We start from the raw sequence: 16893 nt of genomic DNA, 5'->3' as shown, positions 1-16893 counted from the left end.
CAGGAGGACTGACGCTGTTCGCCGTGAGACCGGGGCCGCCTGCGGGCGGCCCCGGTTTTGCCTTGTGAGGGACCGCACAGCCTGCGGGAACGCGCAGGGGGCACCCCAGTTTGCTCCGGCCGTACCCACTCCCGTAACCTTGAGGACGGCCCGCCATCCGACGGGTCCTGTCGTGTGCCTCCTCTGGTGCCTGTGGTGGAAACACCGTTCCCAGACTGGTTGGCACATGGCCCGTCACCATCGAGTAGCAGGAGACTTCCGTCCTGATGTACGCGATCGTCAAGACCGGCGGCAAGCAGTACAAGGTCGCTGTCGGCGACATCGTCGAGGTCGAGAAGCTCGAGGGCGAGCCGGGCACCGAAATCTCCCTCCAGGCGCTGCTCGTGGTCGACGGCACTGACGTCACCGCTGACGCGGACGCCCTGGCGAAGTTCTCGGTCACCGGCAAGCTGGTTGAGCACACCAAGGGCCCGAAGATTCGCATCCACAAGTTCAAGAACAAGACCGGCTACCACAAGCGACAGGGTCACCGTCAGAAGCTGACCCGCGTCGAGGTCACCGGCATCACCGGTAAGTGAGGACCTGACTTCTCATGGCACACAAAAAGGGTGCATCCAGTTCCCGCAACGGCCGTGACTCCAACGCCCAGTACCTGGGTGTGAAGCGGTACGGCGGTCAGGTCGTCAAGGCCGGCGAGATCCTGATCCGCCAGCGCGGCACCAAGTTCCACCCCGGCGTCGGCGTCGGCATCGGCAAGGACGACACGCTGTTCGCCCTCCTGCCCGGTGCGGTGGAGTTCGGCATGAAGCGCGGTCGCAAGACCGTCAACATCGTTCCGGTCGCGGTCTGAGAACCGTTTCCGCAACGTAGTCAGACCTCTGCGAGGGGCGGGACCGGTCAACCGGCTCCGCCCCTCGTTGTTTGTCCAGGACCTGTGAAAGGAAGTAGTTCCGTGGCCCGCTTCGTAGACCGGGTGGTGATCCACGCTGCCGCCGGCAACGGGGGCAACGGGTGTGCTTCAGTGCACCGCGAGAAGTTCAAGCCGCTCGGCGGCCCCGACGGCGGCAACGGGGGCAGCGGCGGCAACGTCGTCCTCGTCGTCGACTCGCAGGTGCACACCCTGCTCGACTTCCACTTCCGCCCGCACGCCTCCGCCACCAGCGGCAAGGCCGGTGCCGGCGCGAACCGCGACGGCGCGAACGGTGAAGACCTGGTCCTGCGCGTCCCGGACGGCACGGTCGTGATGACCGAGGCCGGCGAGATCGTCGCCGACCTCGTCGGCGAGGGCACCCAGCTGATCGCGGCGGCCGGCGGCCGTGGCGGTCTGGGCAACGCCTCGCTCGCGTCCAAGGCCCGCAAGGCCCCCGGTTTCGCGCTGCTCGGTGAGCCGGGCGAGACGCGCGACCTGGTGCTGGAGCTCAAGTCCGTCGCGGACGTGGGCCTGCTCGGCTTCCCGTCGGCGGGCAAGTCGTCGCTGATCTCCGTGCTCTCCGCCGCGAAGCCGAAGATCGCCGACTACCCGTTCACGACGCTCGTGCCGAACCTCGGCGTGATCACCGCGGGCGAGACCATCTTCACGATGGCCGACGTCCCCGGCCTGATCCCCGGCGCGTCGCAGGGCAAGGGCCTCGGCCTCGACTTCCTGCGCCACATCGAGCGCACCGCCGTGCTCGCGCACGTCGTCGACTGCGCGACGTACGAGCCGGGCCGCGACCCGATCGCCGACATCGACGCGCTGGAGAAGGAACTCGCCGAGTACTCCCCGGCACTGGGCGGCAACTTCGAGGACCGCCCGCGCGTGGTGATCCTCAACAAGGTCGACATCCCGGACGCCCAGGACCTCGCCGACATCGTCCGCCCGGAGATCGAGGCCCGCGGCCTGCCGGTCTTCGAGGTGTCCACGGTGTCGCGGCAGGGCCTGCGGGAGCTGTCGTTCAAGCTGGCCGAGGTCGTGCGCGAGTACCGCGCGGCCCAGCCGAAGAAGGAATCGACCCGGATCGTGCTGCGGCCGACCGCCGTGGACGACCAGGGCTTCACCGTGACCGAGGACCCCTCGGTCGAGGGTGGCTTCATCGTGAAGGGCGAACGCCCCGAGCGCTGGATCCGCCAGACCGACTTCTCCAACGACGAAGCCGTCGGTTACCTCGCGGACCGCCTGAACAGGCTGGGCGTCGAGGACAAGCTCGTGAAGATGGGCGCCGTTCCCGGCTGCCAGGTCACCATCGGCGACCTGATCTTCGACTGGGAGCCGACGACCCCGGCCGGCATCGCGATGACGATGACCGGACGTGGCACGGACGCCCGCCTCGAGCGCAACGACCGCATCGGAGCCCACGAGCGCAAGGCCCTGAAGAAGGCCCGCCGCGCGCCCGGTGACTACGGCGACGATTTCGACGAGGAGTAAGGCGTGACGGCCCCCGTGGTCTCACCAGCGCGAACCGCGATCGCCTCGGCGCATCGCATCGTGGTCAAGGTCGGTTCTTCGTCGTTGACCACCGCGGAGGGCGGCCTCGACCCGGCGCGTCTCGACGCGCTGGTCGACGCCCTCGCCGCCCGGTCCGCGGCGGGCAGCCAGGTCGTGCTCGTCTCGTCGGGTGCGATCGCAGCCGGCCTCGCGCCGCTGCGGCTCTCCCGGCGCCCGCGCGACCTCGCGACGCAGCAGGCCGCCGCGAGCGTCGGGCAGCTGACGCTCGCGCACGCCTACGCGAACTCGTTCGGCCGCTACTCGCTGACCGTCGGCCAGGTCCTGCTGACCGCCGACGACGTGGTGCGCCGGTCGCACTACCGCAACGCGCAGCGCACGTTCGACCGCCTGCTGGCCCTCGGCGCGGTGCCGGTGGTGAACGAGAACGACACCGTGGCCACCGAGGAGATCCGCTTCGGTGACAACGACCGCCTCGCCGCCCTGGTCGCGCACCTGATCGGCGCCGACGCGCTGTTCCTGCTGTCCGACGTGGACGCCCTCTACTCGGGCGACCCGCGCAAACCCGGTGCCGTCCGCATCTCCGAGGTGGCGTCGGCGTCCGATGTGGACGGTGTGCAGGCGGGTTCCGCCGGCGCGTCCGGCCTCGGCACCGGCGGCATGGCCTCCAAGCTCGCCGCCGCCCGCCTGGCCTCGTCGGCCGGCATCCCGGTGCTGCTGACGGGCGCACCGGAGGCGTCGAGGGCACTGACCACCGCCGACGTCGGCACCGCGTTCGCCGCGACGGGATCGCGTCTGACGGCCCGCCGGTTCTGGCTCGGCTACGCGACCGACACGAACGGCCGCCTGCACCTCGACGACGGCGCCGTGGCGGCGGTGGTCGGCCGGCGCCGGTCGTTGCTGGCGGCCGGGATCACCGGTGTCGACGGCGACTTCGAGGCCGGTGACGTGGTCGAGCTGGTGAGCCTCGCGGGCGAGGTCGTGGCCCGCGGTGTCGTCGGCTACGACGCGGCGGAGCTGCCGTCGCTGATCGGCCGCAAGACCCACGACCTGCCGGAGGAGCAGCGTCGCGAGGTCGTGCACGCGGATGACCTGGTGCCGCTGCACCGCTAGGGTCGGCGCATGGCCAGGATGCACGACGTCGTGATCGACTGCGCACATCCCGCCTCGCTCGCCCGGTTCTGGGCGGAGGCGCTGGACGACCACGAGGTGGCGCCCTACGACGACGCCGAGCTGGCCCGACTGGCCGCCGTGGGGGTCGAAGACCCCGAGGACGACCCGTCGGTGCTGCTCGACGGGTCGCCGAGGTTCTTCTTCAACCGCGTGCCCGAGCCGAAGACGGTGAAGAACCGCGTGCACGTCGACCTGTGGTGCGACGACGTCGAGGCCGAGGTCGCCCGGCTCGTCGACCTGGGCGCCGCGGTGGTGAGCCGCGACGGCCTGTGGTTCGTGCTGGCCGACCCGGAGGGCAACGAGTTCTGCCTCAGCTCAACCGAACACCCCTTGTCTCCGGAAGCGTGAGCACCACCAGGAACGTGATCACCGCGGCCACGGCGACGTACCAGAAGAACACGGTCCCGCCGACGGCCTGGATGACCAGCGGGGCGGTGCCGCCGAACACCGCGACCGTCAGGTTGTACCAGGCGCCGATGCCGAGTCCGCGCAGCTCCGTCGGGAACAGCTCGCTCATGATCGCGGGCGCGATCGACGTCATCGCCGTGTAGAGCCCGAGGCCGACCGAGAACACGATCACGAGGTTCACGAGGCCCGGTTTCACCAGGGCGGACAGCGGCACCACCAGCAACGCCATCGCCGCCGACCACACGAGCATCTGCGGTTTGCGGCCGAACCGGTCGGCCGCCCACCCCAGCGGGTACTGCAGCGCGATGAACACGACCGTGCCGATCGACAGCGCCAGGAACACGTCGACGTCGTCGGCACCCTTGGTCTTCACCGCGAACGGCGTGAGCGCGGAGAAGAACGTGTAGAAGCACAGCGTCGAGAGCAGCGTGATGCCCACGATCTGACCGACGGCCTTCGGGTGTTCCTTCAGCGTGAGCAGCAACGGGTTGCGCAGCTTCTCGGCCTTCGCGCGGTTCTCCTCGAACTGGTCGGTCTCGGGCAGTTCCCGCCGCAGCCACAGCCCGATCAGCCCGAGCACGCCGCCGATCAGGAACGGCACGCGCCAGCCGTAGGAGGCCATCGCGGCCTTGTCGAGGTTGCGCGACAGGAAGAACCCGAGCAGCGACGCCACCAGCACCGCCGCGCCCGTCGAGATGTAGAAGAACGACGAGTACCGCCCGCGGTGGCTCGGCTCGGCGATCTCCCCGAGGTACGCCGACGCGTTGGACACCTCGCCGCCCAGTGCCATGCCCTGCGCGATGCGCGCCAGCACCAGCAGCACCGGGGACAGCCAGCCGACCTGCTCGAACGTCGGCAGCACGCCGATCATGACGGACCCGCCGGACATCAGCGCGATCGTCAGCAGCATCGCCGTGCGGCGGCCCCGGAGGTCCGCGAACCGCCCGAGCAGGTAGCCACCGAGCGGGCGGAAGAAGAACGCGAGCGCGAACGTGGCGAACGTGCTCAGCAGCGCGGCGGCCTCGTTGCCGCTGGGGAAGATCTGGGTGGCGAAGTAGATGCTGAAGGCCGTGTAGATGCCCCAGTCGTACCACTCGACCGCGTTGCCGGCGGACGCGGCAACCAGCTTGCGCACGGGAAGTCGATGAGTTTCCGAAGTCACCGCCATGTGGTCACCTTGTCACACACGGCGACGGATTGGTGCGTATGTCTCCACTGGATCGTTGGTGAGGAAGTCGACGATCATCGCGTTGCACAGCACGGGTTTCTCGTGCAGGAGACCGTGCGAGGTGCCGGGAACGACCGCCAGCTCGGCGTTCGGCAGCGCCCGGTACATGGCGGTGGCGTGCTCCAGTCGCACCTCGTCGTCGTCGCCGATCATGATCAGCGTCCGGGTGGGGAGCGCGCCGAGGTCCGCCTCGGACAGTGCGGGCGACCTGCGGTGCATCGGTGTCAGTTCGGTGGCCGGGTCCCAGCCGTCGTGGTGGAAGACGCCGCACACGACCACGAGCTTGCGGACGAGGTCCGGTCTGAGCAGGGCCGCGAGCAGCGCGACCGTGGCGCCGTCGCTGCAGCCGAGCAGGTGGGCCGGTCCGACGCGGTCGAGGAACGCGATGGTCTCGTGCGCCATCTCGGTGTGGTCCTGGGTGGCCTGGTCGACGCGGTGCGGCGCGTGCAGGGCGAAGTCCGCGAGGGCGTCGAACTGGGGACCGAACGCGGACGGGTCCGCGCCGCCGGGGTGCAGGAGTACGAGTGAGTCGGCCATGTGCGGGTGGACCTTTCTCGTCGGCGATACTCATCGGCGTGCGATCTGTTGCTCTGGTGACGCTGGTGGTCCGCGACTACGACGAAGCGATCCGCTTCTACGTGGACGGGCTCGGGTTCACGCTGGTCGAGGACCTCCCGCAGGGGGACAAGCGGTGGGTCGTGGTGTCGGCGGGCTCGGGCGCGTCGCTGGTGCTCGCCCAGGCCGACACGGACCGGGTGGGCGACCAGACCGGCGGCCGCGTCGGATTCTTCCTCCACACCGACGACTTCGACGCCGACCACGCCCGCATGACGGCGTACGGCGTGAAGTTCCTGGAGACCCCGCGCGACGAGGTCTACGGCCGCGTCGCCGTCTTCGAGGACCTCTACGGCAACCGCTGGGACCTGCTTCAGCCCGCCCGCGCCTGACCGGGGGAGACCCCGACGACCCGTTTGAACGCCCGGCTGAACGCGGCCTCCGACTCGTAGCCGAGGCCGCGGGCGACCTCGCTGACCGTGCTGTCGCGGTTCTTGAGACGGGTCACCGCCACGTGCATGCGCCACCGCGTCACGTACCGCATCGCCGGCTCGCCCACGAGGTCGGTGAACCGTGCCGCGAACGCCGACCGCGACATCGCGGTCTGGTGCGCGAGCCGTTCGACGGTCCACGGCTGCGCGGGATCGCGGTGGATCAACGCCAGCGCCCGCCCGATCTGCCGGTCCTGCAACGCACCCAGCCACCCGGTGCGTGCCGCCGGGTCGTGGGCGAGCCACGAGCGGATCGTCTGGATCACCAGCACGTCCGCGAGCCGGGTGATGACCGTTTCGCCACCGGGCCGCACCGCTCTGGCCTCGGCGGCCATGAGGTCGATCGTGGCGCGCATGTCGTCGGCCTGCCGCACGTGCACCGTCGGCGGGAGGACGTCGACGAGGTGCTTCGCGGCCGGGTCGTCGAAGCGGACCGCGCCGCACACGAGGTGCGTGACGGCGCCACCGCCGCCGTGGCGCAGGATCGCGTAGTTCTCCGTCTCGAACAGGTGCGGCAACGTCGTGACCAGCGGCAACTCCGAGTCCCCGCTGCGGAGCCGGTGGCCCTGGCCTCCCGGTACGAGCAGCACGTCACCGGGTTCGAGCACGGTGACGCCGCCGTTGACCTCCACCTCGCAGCGGCCGCTGGTGAGGACGTGGAACCAGAGGCAGTCCGTCATGCCGGGCATAGTCAGGCCCCACGGCTCGCTGAGCTCGTTGCGGCAGTAGAAGGTGCCGGACATCCTCAACAGGTGCAGCGCCTCGCCCAGTGCGTCCGTCATGCCGGTGATTCTGGACGAACGAGCAAGCCTGCGCGATGAACTGTCATTGAGAGTCCCGATGCCGGCCGTCAGAGTGAGCGGCATGGGGACGACGACGCTGATCGCAGCCACCGCCACCGGTCTGATGGCCGGGGTGTTCTTCGCCTTCTCGACGGCCGTGATGCCGGGCCTCGCGGACCTGGCACCGGAGGACGCCCGCGGCGCGATGCGCCGGATGAACGCGCGCATCCAGAACCCGGTGTTCCTGCTGCTGTTCCTCGGCGGCGCCGTCCTGTGCGGAGTGGAGGTCTTCCAGGGCCGCGTCGTGGGCGGCCTGCTCTACTTCGTCGGCGCGTTCCTGCTGACGATGGTCGTCAACGTGCCCATGAACAACCGCCTCGAACGGACCGACGACGCCTACTGGCCCGAGTACCTGCGCAAGTGGACGCTCTGGAACCACGTGCGCGGCCTCGCGTCCCTGGCCGCGACGGTCATCCTGCTGCTCGGACCCTGAGACCGTGCCGCGGACGCATCGCGGCGAGACCCGACGGAACGACCCGCTGGGGGAGCAGCTCCGGTTTCGGCCGCCGCAGCAACGCCTTCAGCATCACCGTCAGCTCGGTCGTGGCGAACCCGGCGCCGATGCACCGGTGCGGCCCGCCGCCGAACGGCAGGAACTCGTGCGGCGCCGGCTTGCGCTCCCACCGGCCGGGGTCGAACCGCAGCGGGTCCGGCCACACCTCGGCCAGCCGGTGCGTGACGTACGGGCTGTAGAGCAGGAACGCGCCCCGCGCGATCCGCTTCCCGGCGAACTCGAACGGCCGCGCCGCCACCCGTGCCGAGATCACCGCCGGCGGGTACAGCCGCAGCGTCTCGTTCACGACGTCGGCCAGGTACCCGTCGTCCTCCCGCGCCCGTTCCCAGACCCCGTCGTGCCGCAGCAGGGCGAAGACCGCCCACGCCATCGCGGCGCTGGTCGTCTCGTACCCGGCCGCGATCAGCGTGACGACCTGGTCGCGCACCTCGAGGTCGCTCAGCTCGTCACCCTGCACGAGCGCCGCGAGCACGGCACCGGCCGCCCCGCCCTGCCGCGCCTGCGCGATCGCCCGGTAGACCCGCGCGTCCACGGCTCTGCGCGCCCTCATCGCGTTGCGCCAGGCCGGTGCCCTGGTCCGCCGCAGCCACGTGATCACCGCGGGGCTGCGGTCGATCAGGTTGATCAGCACCTGCAGGTGCGCGCCGAAGAAGTCCGCGTCCCGCGCCAGGTCCTCGCCGAACAGCGCGTGGATCGTGCTGCGCCTGATCGCCCGCCGGAACTCCTGGTAGACGTCGAGCACCTGCCCGGGCCGCCACGCGTCGAGCGCCGCCTCCGCACAGGCCTCGACGACCGGCACGTGGTTCGCGATCTGCCGGTGCACCAACGCCGGCTGCACGAGCCTCCGCCGCCGCTTGTGGTCCTCGCCGTCGCTGACGATCAACGACGTGGGCCCGTCCACCGGCACGAGCGACTGGAACGCCCGCTCCACCTCGAACAGCTCGGAGTGCGCGAACAGGAACCGGTTCGCCTCCGGTCCGAGCAGGCAGGTGTAGGGCCCGAGCCGCACGACCGGCCCGAACCGCCGGTACAGCGCTGTCAGGAGATCGGCCTGCCGGAACCGCACGACGTCCGGAGTCATGCCCCGCACAGTGCCACGCCGGCGCTCAGTTCGTCACCGCCAGCGCGAACGGCAGCACCGCGGGCACCCCCTCCTTCCTGAGCATCCGCGCCGCCACGGTCATCGTCCAGCCCGTGTCGACGTGGTCGTCCACCAGCAGCACCGGACCGTCCACACCGGACACGTCCGGCACGTCGCCCGACCGCACGAGCCCCGCCAGCCGCTGGGCGGAGTTGGCCCGGTGCGTCGACTCGCCGAGCCAGACCGCGCCCAGCAACGGCAGCCGCCCGATCGAGGAGATCTTCTCCCCGAAGCTGCCGACCAGCCGGGGCCGCCGCCGGGAACCGACCGTCACCACGCCGACCGGCCGTTCGTCCCAGCTCCATGCCGAGAGCACCTTGACGCACGCCGCGAACACGTCGTCCGGGATCTCCCGGTCCTCGGCATCACCGAGCAGGTCGCGCAACCGATTGCCCCAGCCGATGTCGGTGAGCCGACCGAGCGCCCGCCCGGTGGCCGCCACCTCGGCCGCCGGGATCTTGCCCGACAGCGGCACCCCGATCGCGGCCATGCCCGTCGGCCACATCTTGCGGGGCGCCACGTCGAGACCGGGACGCAGCAGCCGTTCGCGCGCCGCCTCCGCCGCGACCTCGGACACCTCCACCGACAGCCGCTCGCCGGTGCAGTTGTCGCAGCGCCCGCACTCGTGCGAGCTCGGGTCGTCGAGCTGGTCCTGCAGGAACTTCATCCGGCACCCGGACGTCCGCAGGTACTCGATCATCACCTGCTGCTCGGCCCGCCGGGCCTCCGCGATGCGCGCGTACCGCTCGCCGTCGTACTCCCACGGCCGCCCGGTCGACTCCCAGCCGCCCCGCACCCGCCGCACCGCGCCGTCGACGTCCAGCACCTTCAGCACGACCTCGAGCCGCCCGCGCGACAGCTCGACCATCGGCTCCAGCGCCGCCGTCGACAGCGGCCGCCCGGCCCCGTCGAGCGCGGACAGCACCTGCCGCACCACGACCTCGGCGGGGAAGGCGAGCGACGAGAAGTAGGCCCAGATGTCCTTGTCCTCGTGCCCCGGCAGCAGCACGACCTCGGCCCGTTCGACGCCGCGGCCCGCGCGGCCGATCTGCTGGTAGTACGCGATCGGTGACGAAGGAGCGCCCACGTGCACGACGAACCCCAGGTCCGGCTTGTCGAACCCCATGCCCAGCGCGGACGTGGCGACGAGCGCCTTGACCCGGTTGTTCAGCAGGTCCTCCTCGGCCCGCTCGCGTTCGGCCGGCTCGGTCTTGCCGGAGTACGCGGCCACCGCGAACCCGCGCGAGGCGAGGAACGCCGCGATGTCGTCCGCCGCCGCGACCGTGAGCGTGTAGATGATCCCGGACCCCGGCAGCCGCTCCAGCTGCTCGGCCAGCCACCCGAGCCGCGCCTGCGCGGTCGGCAGCACCGCGACGGCGAGCCGCAGGCTGTCCCGGTCGAGCGGCCCGCGCAGCACGAGCGTGCCCTCGTCGGCGCCGAGCCCGAGCTGCTCGGTCACGTCGTGGACCACCCGGTCGTTGGCCGTCGCCGTCGTCGCCAGCACCGGCACGCCCGCCGGCAGCTCCGTCAGCAACGTCCGCAGCCTGCGGTAGTCGGGCCGGAAGTCGTGCCCCCAGTCCGAGATGCAGTGCGCCTCGTCGACCACGAGCATGCCCGCCGACGCCGTCAGCGCGGGCAGCACCGCGTCCCGGAAGTCGAGGTTGTTGAGCCGCTCCGGACTCACCAGCAGCACGTCGACCTCACCCGCGGCCACCTGCTCCTGCACGGCGTCCCACTCGCCGGTGTTGGCCGAGTTGATCGTCACCGCGTGCACACCCGCCCGTGCCGCGGCGTCGACCTGGTTGCGCATCAACGCGAGCAGCGGCGACACGATGACCGTCGGCCCCTCGCCGAGCTGGCGCAGCAAGGCCGTCGCGATGAAGTAGACCGCCGACTTGCCCCAGCCCGTGCGCTGGACGACGAGGGCCCTGCGGCGCTGGGCCACGAGGGTGTGGATCGCGGTCCACTGGTCCTCGCGCAGCACCGCCCCCGGGCCCGCCAGTGCCCGGAGCCGTTCCTCCGCCAGTTCTCGCAAAGCGATGTCGTCCATGAGAGGCAGCTTGCCAGGCCGCAGCGCGGTCGTTCGCCGCTGCTTCGCCGATGTCGGCGAGCTCGCCGGGAAGTTGACCGTCCGGTCACCGCTTCGCGCCGAATCGACTCCGGCGGTTGACTCGAAGAGGTGACCGGATGGCCAGTACGAACCCGCAGAGTTGTTGATTCGGCGCCTTGCTCGCCTGGTCGTGTACACCCTGTAGTGGGCGCCATCGCGCGGAAACCCGCTCTCATCTGCGCATCCACAGGTCGTACTGTGTGAAGGGTGACTGATGACCTGCGCGACCAGGTGCACGCGGCCGCCCGCCGTGCCCGAGTCGCCGCCGACGAACTAGTCCTCGCCACCCGTGAGCGCAAGGACACCGCGCTGCACGCGATGGCAGCCGCACTCCGCGAGCGCGCGCCGGAGATCATCGAGGCCAACGCGAAGGACCTCGAGGCGGGCAGGGCCGCCGGCCTCCCGGACGGCATCCTCGACCGCCTCGCGCTGGACGACGCGCGGATCGAAGGCGTCGCCAAGGGCCTCGAAACCGTTGCGGGCCAGAACGACCCGGTCGGCGAGGTGCTGCGCGGCGGCATCCTCCCGAACGGCCTGGAGCTCAAGCAGGTCCGCGTCCCGATGGGCGTCGTCGGCATGGTCTACGAGGCCCGCCCGAACGTCACGGTCGACGCCGCCGGGCTGGCGCTGAAGTCGGGCAACGCCGCGCTGCTGCGCGGTTCCTCGACCGCCGAGCACTCCAACACCACGCTGGTCGCCGTCCTGCGGGACGCGCTCGAGAGCGTGCACCTGCCGGCCGACTGCGTGCAGCTGCTGCCGTGCCACGACCGCGCGTCCGTCACCCACCTCATCACCGCGCGCGGCCTCGTCGACCTGGTGATCCCGCGCGGTGGCGCCGGTCTGATCAACGCCGTCGTCGAGCAGGCCACGGTTCCCACGATCGAGACCGGCGTCGGCAACTGCCACGTCTACGTCGACGCGCACGCCGACCTCGACATGGCCGAGGCGATCGTCCTCAACGCCAAGACGCGGCGCACGAGCGTCTGCAACGCGGCCGAGTCCCTCCTGGTGCACAAGGACGTCGCGGACGAGTTCGTCCCGCGCGTCACCAAGGCGTTGCAGCGGGAGGACGTGACCGTCCACGGCGACGAGCGGTTCGCGCGGCAGCCGGACGTCGTCACGGCGACGGACGAGGACTGGGGCACCGAGTACCTGAGCCTCGACATCGCAGCCAAGGTCGTCGACTCCCTGGACGAAGCGGTCAAGCACATCGCCACGTACGGCTCCGGTCACAGCGAGGCCATCGTGACGAACGACGTCACGGCGGCACGCAAGTTCACGGCCCGTGTGGACGCCGCGGCCGTGTTCGTCAACGCCTCCACGGCCTACACCGACGGCGCGGAGTTCGGCATGGGCGCGGAGATCGGCATCTCCACGCAGAAGCTGCACGCGCGCGGCCCGATGGGCCTGTCCGAGCTGACGTCCTCGAAATGGGTCGTGTGGGGCGAAGGCCACACACGACCGAAGGCGTAGCTCTACGTTCGGAGACATGGCTCCCACGTACCCGTTCTCCGAGACCGACGGCCTGACCCTCGACCCGACCTACGAACGCCTGCGGCGCGACGAACCCGTTTCGCGCGTGACGTACCCGTACGGCGGCGAGGGCTGGCTCGTCACGACCTACGACGAGACGAAGTTCGTGCTCGGCGACCCGCGGTTCAGCCGTGCGCGCACCGTCGGCCAGGACGTGCCGAGGATGCAGCCGCTCATCGCACCGGGCGGGTCCATCCTCACGCACGACGGCGCGGACCACGCGCGCATGCGCCGGCTGGTGTCCAAGGCGTTCACCGTGCGCCGCATCGAGGAGCTGCGGCCGCGCGCCCAGCAGATCACCGACGAGCTGCTCGACCACCTCGCCAACCCCGGTGACCTGGTCGAGGGCTTCAGCATGCCGTTCCCGGTGACGGTCATCTGCGAGCTGCTCGGCGTGCCGTTCGAGGACCGCGACGACTTCCGGACGTGGTCGAACCAGGTCCTCGCGACGGTCGGCGGCTACACGCCGGAAGAGGCGATGCAGGGGTTCCAGAAGCTGCACGCCTACTTCACCGAACTCGTCGCCAAGCGCCGTGCGAACCCCGCGGACGACCTGATGGGCGCACTCGTGATCGCACGGGACGACGACGACCGGCTGAGCGAGGAGGAACTCGTCCGGTTCGGCATCACGCTGCTGGTCGCGGGCCACGAGACGACCGCGAACATGATCGCCAACAGCGTCGTCGTGCTGCTTGAGCACCCGGACGAGGCGAAGAGCCTGCGCGAGAACCCGGACAAGCTGCCCAACGCCGTCGAGGAGCTGCTGCGGTACATCCCGCTGGGCAGCGGCGCCGGCTTCACCCGCATCGCGACCGAGGACGTCCAGGTCGGCAACGCCCTGGTGAAGGAGGGCGACGCGGTCCTGGTGGTCGCGTCGTCGGCCAACCGGGACGCGACCACGTACGCGCACGCCGACGAGCTGGACCTGGACCGCGAGGTCGGGCAGCACCTGCAGTTCGGCCACGGCATCCACTTCTGCCTGGGCTCGCAGCTCGCGCGGATGGAACTGCAGGTCGCCCTGGGCACGCTGCTGCGCCGCATGCCGGGTCTGCGTCTCGCGGAACCCGTCGAGTTCCGGCGGGGCTCGCTGGTCAGGGGCCCGGTCCGGCTCCCGGTCGCCTGGTAGGAAAAATCATGGCCGAACCGCGTCACGGGGACCGGGGAAGCGCGTTCCTCCAGTGCGCGGCTCCGCTTCGGGGTGGGCCGCGCACCGCACGGCCCGTCCTCCCCCTGGGCCGTGCGGTGTGATCAGCACGACCGGCGCTGGGCCTCGGGAGCGGCCCGGCGCCGGTCTACGCTGTTTCGATGCGCATCGGCGTCATGGGCGGCACTTTCGACCCCGTCCACCACGGCCACCTCGTGGCCGCCAGCGAGGTGCAGGACCGGTTCGACCTCGATCGCGTGATCTTCGTGCCGACGGGTCAGCCCTGGCAGAAGGCGTCGCGCGAGGTCTCGCCCGCCGAGGACCGCTACCTGATGACGGTCATCGCCACCGCGTCCAACCCCAGGTTCTCGGTCAGCCGAGTCGACATCGACCGCGACGGCCCCACCTACACCGTGGACACCCTCACGGACCTGAAGAGGCAGTACCCCGACGCCGAGCTGTTCTTCATCACCGGCGCCGACGCGCTCGAGCAGATCCTGTCGTGGAAGCGCGCCGCGGACGCGTTCGAGCTGGCCCACTTCATCGGAGTCACCCGTCCGGGCTACACGCTGAACGACCGCCACCTGCCGCCGGGAGCCGTCTCGCTCGTCGAGGTCCCGGCCATGGCGATCTCCTCCACCGGCTGCCGCGCGCGCACCGCCTCGGGGCAGCCCGTCTGGTACCTGGTTCCGGACGGGGTGGTCCAGTACATCGCCAAGACGGGCCTGTACTCCGAGTCGTAACCACGTTCGAGTGGATTTTGCGTGCATCCGAGCGCGCGGGAGGCAACAATCAGCGGGTTGTTGCTGGTTCGTGGAAGGCAAGACTTTGGCTACAGGCACCGTGAAGTGGTTCAACGCCGAAAAGGGCTTCGGCTTCATCGCGCCCGACGACGGTTCGGCAGACGTCTTCGTGCACTACTCGGAGATCCAGTCCAAGGGTTTCCGGTCGCTCGAGGAGAACCAGAAGGTCGAGTTCGAGGTCGGCCAGGGCCAGAAGGGGCCGCAGGCCCAGCAGGTCCGCCCGCTCTAGGCTCAGTCGCAGGTGAAGGCCACCTCAGGGCGCTGAGGTGGCCTTCGTCATGCCTGGGCGCGCGGTGGGCGTTTGGCGCTCGCCGGTACCCTCGGTAACTCGTGTGGGCGTATCGACGCGCACCGGAAGTCAGAGGAGTGACGTGGCAGCCACCGACGAGGCACGACGGCTGGCGCTGGTCGCGGCGAACGCAGCGGCCGACAAGAAGGCGCACGACGTGACGGTGCTCGACGTCTCCGACCAGCTCGTGATCACGGACGTGTTCGTGATCGCGTCCGCTCCGAACGAGCGGCAGGTCGGCGCGATCGTCGACAACATCGAGGAGAAGCTGCGGGAGGCCGGCACGAAGCCGGTGCGCCGCGAAGGGGCCCGCGAGGGCCGGTGGGTCCTGCTGGACTTCGTGGACGTCGTGGTGCACGTGCAGCACACGGAGGAGCGCAGCTTCTACGGCCTGGAGCGGCTGTGGAAGGACTGCCCGCGGATCGAGTTCGAAGCGGACGTCCCCGCCGACTCCACGGCTGAATGAGGTAGCTGATGGCCCTGAGCCGGCTCGTGCTGTGGCGGCACGGTGAGACCGACTACAACGCGACAGGTCGTCTGCAGGGTCATCTGGACTCGGCGCTCACCGAGACCGGCCTGAACCAGGCCCGTTTCGCCGTGCCGGTGCTCGCCGGGTTCGAACCGGAGGTCGTCGTGGCCTCCGACCTGCAACGCGCGCGCGAGACCGCGAAGGTCTTCACGACCTCGGCGGACGTGCCGCTGCGGATCGACCCGCGCCTGCGCGAGACCCACCTGGGCAAGTGGCAGGGGCTCAACCTGGCCGAGGTCGAGCAGGAGTGGCCGGGAGCCGTCACCGTGTGGCGCACCGACCCGACCTTCACCCCGCCCGACGGCGAGTCGCGCGTCGACGTGGCCGAACGGGCGATCCAGGTCGTGCACGAGGTGGACGCGGAGTTCTCCGAGACCGTGCTGCTGTGCGCGCACGGTGGCCTGATCAGCGCGTTGACCGGCCGGCTGCTCGGCCTGCCGGTGCAGAACTGGTCCCAGCTCGGCGGCATCTCGAACTGCCACTGGACCGTGTTCACCCGCCGCAACGACCAGTGGCGGCTCACGTCGTACAACGCGGGCACCACGCGTTGAGACTGCTGGTCCTCGGCGACTCGCTGTCGTTCTTCGGGCCGTCCGGACCGCTGCCCGCCGACCACCCGCGGCTGTGGCACAACATCTGTGCCGCCGAGCTGGGCGGGTCGGCGGAGCTGGCGGCCGGGTTCGGGTGGACGGCCCGCGACGCCTGGTGGGCGTTGACCGGGGACCCCCGCATCTGGTCGTTGCTGCCGCGCACGGACGTGCTGGTGTTCGCGGTGGGCAGCATGGACACGCTGCCCTCGCCGTTGCCCACGTACCTGCGCGAGGGGCTGCGTTATGTCCGTCCGGACTGGCTGCGGCGTTGGGTGCGTGCGCGCTATCAGGACGTGCAGCCGCGGTTGGCGCCTTACACGCGGGCGTCGCTGCCGCCGGCGCTGACCGCGCGCTACCTGCGGGACATGCTGCAGTCCGTGCGCAACCTCCAGTACACGATGCCGGCCGTCGGGATCGTGCCCTCGGTGCACCGTGCGCCGACTTACGCGTCCGCCCACCAGGGACATCCGGCGGCCGTGGCGGCCGTGCGCGGGTGGGCCGGGCGCGCGGGAGTGCCGTTGCTGGACCTGCCCGCGGTGATCGGGGACCACGTGCGGTCGGGCGCCGGGAACCCCGACGGGATGCACTGGGGCTGGGAGGGGCACGAGCTCGTGGGCAAGGCGATGGCGGCGCTCATCTCGTCCGTGGCGATGAGCACCCCGCAGGAGTGAGCCCCGTAGGCTCGTCGCTCGTGCGCATCTCCATCGTCACCGACTCCACGGCATACCTGCCCGAGGGGTTCGCGAAGCGCCATTCGATCACCGTGGTGCCGTTGCACGTCGCGGTGGACGGCGCCGGGCGTCTCGACGGCGTCGACTTCGGCCCGTTCGAGCTGGCCGGCGCCCTGGGCGAGCACCGCCGGGTGACGACATCGCGGCCCACACCGGGCGAGATGGCCGACGTCTACCGCGAGGTGCTGTCGTCGTCCGACGCGGTCGTGTCCGTGCACCTGTCCCGTGAGCTGTCCGGGACGTGGGAGGCCGCACGGCTCGCGGCCGAGGAGATCGACCCGTCGCGCATCCGCGTGGTCGACTCGCGCTCGACCGGCATGGGGCTCGGGTTCTCGGTCCTGCGCGCCTGTGCGGCCGTCGCCGCCGGGCGGTCGCACGCCGAGGTGGAGG

At 70.7% G+C, this 16893-nt stretch carries 20 protein-coding genes; 15 read left to right on the top strand and 5 right to left on the bottom strand.

Going from position 1 to position 16893, the window contains the following annotated elements; all coding sequences use genetic code 11:
* The first annotated feature begins 266 nt into the window (after nt 1-266).
* The 5 genes from rplU (at nt 267) to ACFWGZ_RS29370 (ending at nt 3943) form a co-directional block, all read left to right on the top strand.
* Nucleotides 267-578: a 50S ribosomal protein L21 gene (gene rplU / locus ACFWGZ_RS29390; protein WP_065913850.1), complete on the top strand. Its 312-nt coding sequence runs from the start codon at nt 267-269 to the stop codon at nt 576-578.
* Between the two features lie 14 nt (nt 579-592).
* Complete coding sequence (rpmA, locus tag ACFWGZ_RS29385) at nt 593-850, top strand: 50S ribosomal protein L27 (protein WP_382454823.1); 258 nt, start codon at nt 593-595, stop codon at nt 848-850.
* Between the two features lie 102 nt (nt 851-952).
* On the top strand, nt 953-2404 hold the full coding sequence (obgE, locus tag ACFWGZ_RS29380) for a GTPase ObgE (RefSeq protein WP_382454822.1): 1452 nt from the start codon (nt 953-955) through the stop codon (nt 2402-2404).
* A 3-nt stretch (nt 2405-2407) separates the two neighbouring features.
* Nucleotides 2408-3535 carry a glutamate 5-kinase gene (proB, locus tag ACFWGZ_RS29375; protein WP_382454821.1) on the top strand — a complete coding sequence of 376 codons (1128 nt, stop codon included), beginning with the start codon at nt 2408-2410 and terminating at the stop codon, nt 3533-3535.
* A gap of 9 nt (nt 3536-3544) precedes the next feature.
* Complete coding sequence (locus tag ACFWGZ_RS29370) at nt 3545-3943, top strand: VOC family protein (protein WP_382454820.1); 399 nt, start codon at nt 3545-3547, stop codon at nt 3941-3943.
* Here ACFWGZ_RS29370 and ACFWGZ_RS29365 read toward each other — a convergent pair.
* Together ACFWGZ_RS29365 and ACFWGZ_RS29360 are read right to left on the bottom strand one after the other, a co-directional pair.
* Nucleotides 3906-5171 carry an MFS transporter gene (locus tag ACFWGZ_RS29365; RefSeq protein ID WP_382454819.1) on the bottom strand — a complete coding sequence of 422 codons (1266 nt, stop codon included), beginning with the start codon at nt 5169-5171 and terminating at the stop codon, nt 3906-3908. The two genes, ACFWGZ_RS29370 and ACFWGZ_RS29365, sit on opposite strands and share 38 nt — an antisense overlap.
* 12 nt (nt 5172-5183) lie before the next feature.
* On the bottom strand, nt 5184-5768 hold the full coding sequence (locus tag ACFWGZ_RS29360; RefSeq protein ID WP_382454818.1) for an alpha/beta fold hydrolase: 585 nt from the start codon (nt 5766-5768) through the stop codon (nt 5184-5186).
* A gap of 38 nt (nt 5769-5806) precedes the next feature.
* On the opposite strand from ACFWGZ_RS29360, the gene ACFWGZ_RS29355 reads away from it, so the two are divergent.
* The gene (locus ACFWGZ_RS29355; protein ID WP_382454817.1) at nt 5807-6178 is read left to right on the top strand and encodes a VOC family protein; all 372 of its coding nucleotides are present in this window, start codon (nt 5807-5809) and stop codon (nt 6176-6178) included.
* Here ACFWGZ_RS29355 and ACFWGZ_RS29350 read toward each other — a convergent pair.
* On the bottom strand, nt 6160-7059 hold the full coding sequence (locus tag ACFWGZ_RS29350) for an AraC family transcriptional regulator (protein WP_382454816.1): 900 nt from the start codon (nt 7057-7059) through the stop codon (nt 6160-6162). The genes ACFWGZ_RS29355 and ACFWGZ_RS29350 overlap by 19 nt on opposite strands.
* 82 nt (nt 7060-7141) lie before the next feature.
* On the opposite strand from ACFWGZ_RS29350, the gene ACFWGZ_RS29345 reads away from it, so the two are divergent.
* Nucleotides 7142-7552 (top strand): DUF1772 domain-containing protein, encoded by a 411-nt coding sequence (locus ACFWGZ_RS29345; RefSeq protein WP_382454815.1) that lies wholly within the window; start codon nt 7142-7144, stop codon nt 7550-7552.
* On the opposite strand, the gene ACFWGZ_RS29340 is transcribed toward ACFWGZ_RS29345, so the two are convergent.
* Complete coding sequence (locus ACFWGZ_RS29340; protein ID WP_382454814.1) at nt 7530-8714, bottom strand: cytochrome P450; 1185 nt, start codon at nt 8712-8714, stop codon at nt 7530-7532. The genes ACFWGZ_RS29345 and ACFWGZ_RS29340 overlap by 23 nt on opposite strands.
* Before the next feature lie 25 nt (nt 8715-8739).
* Nucleotides 8740-10824, bottom strand: coding sequence for a RecQ family ATP-dependent DNA helicase (locus ACFWGZ_RS29335; RefSeq protein ID WP_382454813.1), 2085 nt, complete (start codon nt 10822-10824; stop codon nt 8740-8742).
* Nucleotides 10825-11091: 267 nt separating this feature from the next.
* Between ACFWGZ_RS29335 and ACFWGZ_RS29330 the strand changes: the two genes are divergently transcribed.
* From ACFWGZ_RS29330 to ACFWGZ_RS29295, 8 genes are all read left to right on the top strand, one after another.
* On the top strand, nt 11092-12357 hold the full coding sequence (locus tag ACFWGZ_RS29330) for a glutamate-5-semialdehyde dehydrogenase (RefSeq protein ID WP_382454812.1): 1266 nt from the start codon (nt 11092-11094) through the stop codon (nt 12355-12357).
* A gap of 16 nt (nt 12358-12373) precedes the next feature.
* Nucleotides 12374-13543: a cytochrome P450 gene (locus ACFWGZ_RS29325; RefSeq protein ID WP_382454811.1), complete on the top strand. Its 1170-nt coding sequence runs from the start codon at nt 12374-12376 to the stop codon at nt 13541-13543.
* 179 nt (nt 13544-13722) lie between these two features.
* Nucleotides 13723-14304, top strand: coding sequence for a nicotinate-nucleotide adenylyltransferase (gene nadD, locus ACFWGZ_RS29320; protein ID WP_382454810.1), 582 nt, complete (start codon nt 13723-13725; stop codon nt 14302-14304).
* Nucleotides 14305-14389: 85 nt separating this feature from the next.
* Nucleotides 14390-14593, top strand: a complete 204-nt coding sequence (locus ACFWGZ_RS29315; protein ID WP_030468099.1) for a cold-shock protein — start codon at nt 14390-14392, stop codon at nt 14591-14593.
* Nucleotides 14594-14735: 142 nt separating this feature from the next.
* Nucleotides 14736-15119, top strand: a complete 384-nt coding sequence (gene rsfS, locus ACFWGZ_RS29310; protein WP_045316502.1) for a ribosome silencing factor — start codon at nt 14736-14738, stop codon at nt 15117-15119.
* Between the two features lie 8 nt (nt 15120-15127).
* On the top strand, nt 15128-15733 hold the full coding sequence (locus tag ACFWGZ_RS29305; RefSeq protein ID WP_382454809.1) for a histidine phosphatase family protein: 606 nt from the start codon (nt 15128-15130) through the stop codon (nt 15731-15733).
* Nucleotides 15730-16443 carry a diglucosylglycerate octanoyltransferase gene (gene octT / locus ACFWGZ_RS29300; protein WP_382454808.1) on the top strand — a complete coding sequence of 238 codons (714 nt, stop codon included), beginning with the start codon at nt 15730-15732 and terminating at the stop codon, nt 16441-16443. Before ACFWGZ_RS29305 ends, octT begins: the two co-directional genes overlap by 4 nt.
* A gap of 20 nt (nt 16444-16463) precedes the next feature.
* Nucleotides 16464-16893 (top strand): DegV family protein (locus tag ACFWGZ_RS29295; RefSeq protein WP_382454807.1); only part of this gene is annotated, 430 nt, incomplete at its 3' end.

Source organism: Lentzea sp. NPDC060358, assembly GCF_042725365.1.
Lineage (GTDB): Bacteria > Actinomycetota > Actinomycetes > Mycobacteriales > Pseudonocardiaceae > Lentzea.
Note: the sequence above shows the minus strand (reverse complement) of the source record. Positions and strands in the feature narration are given on the sequence as shown.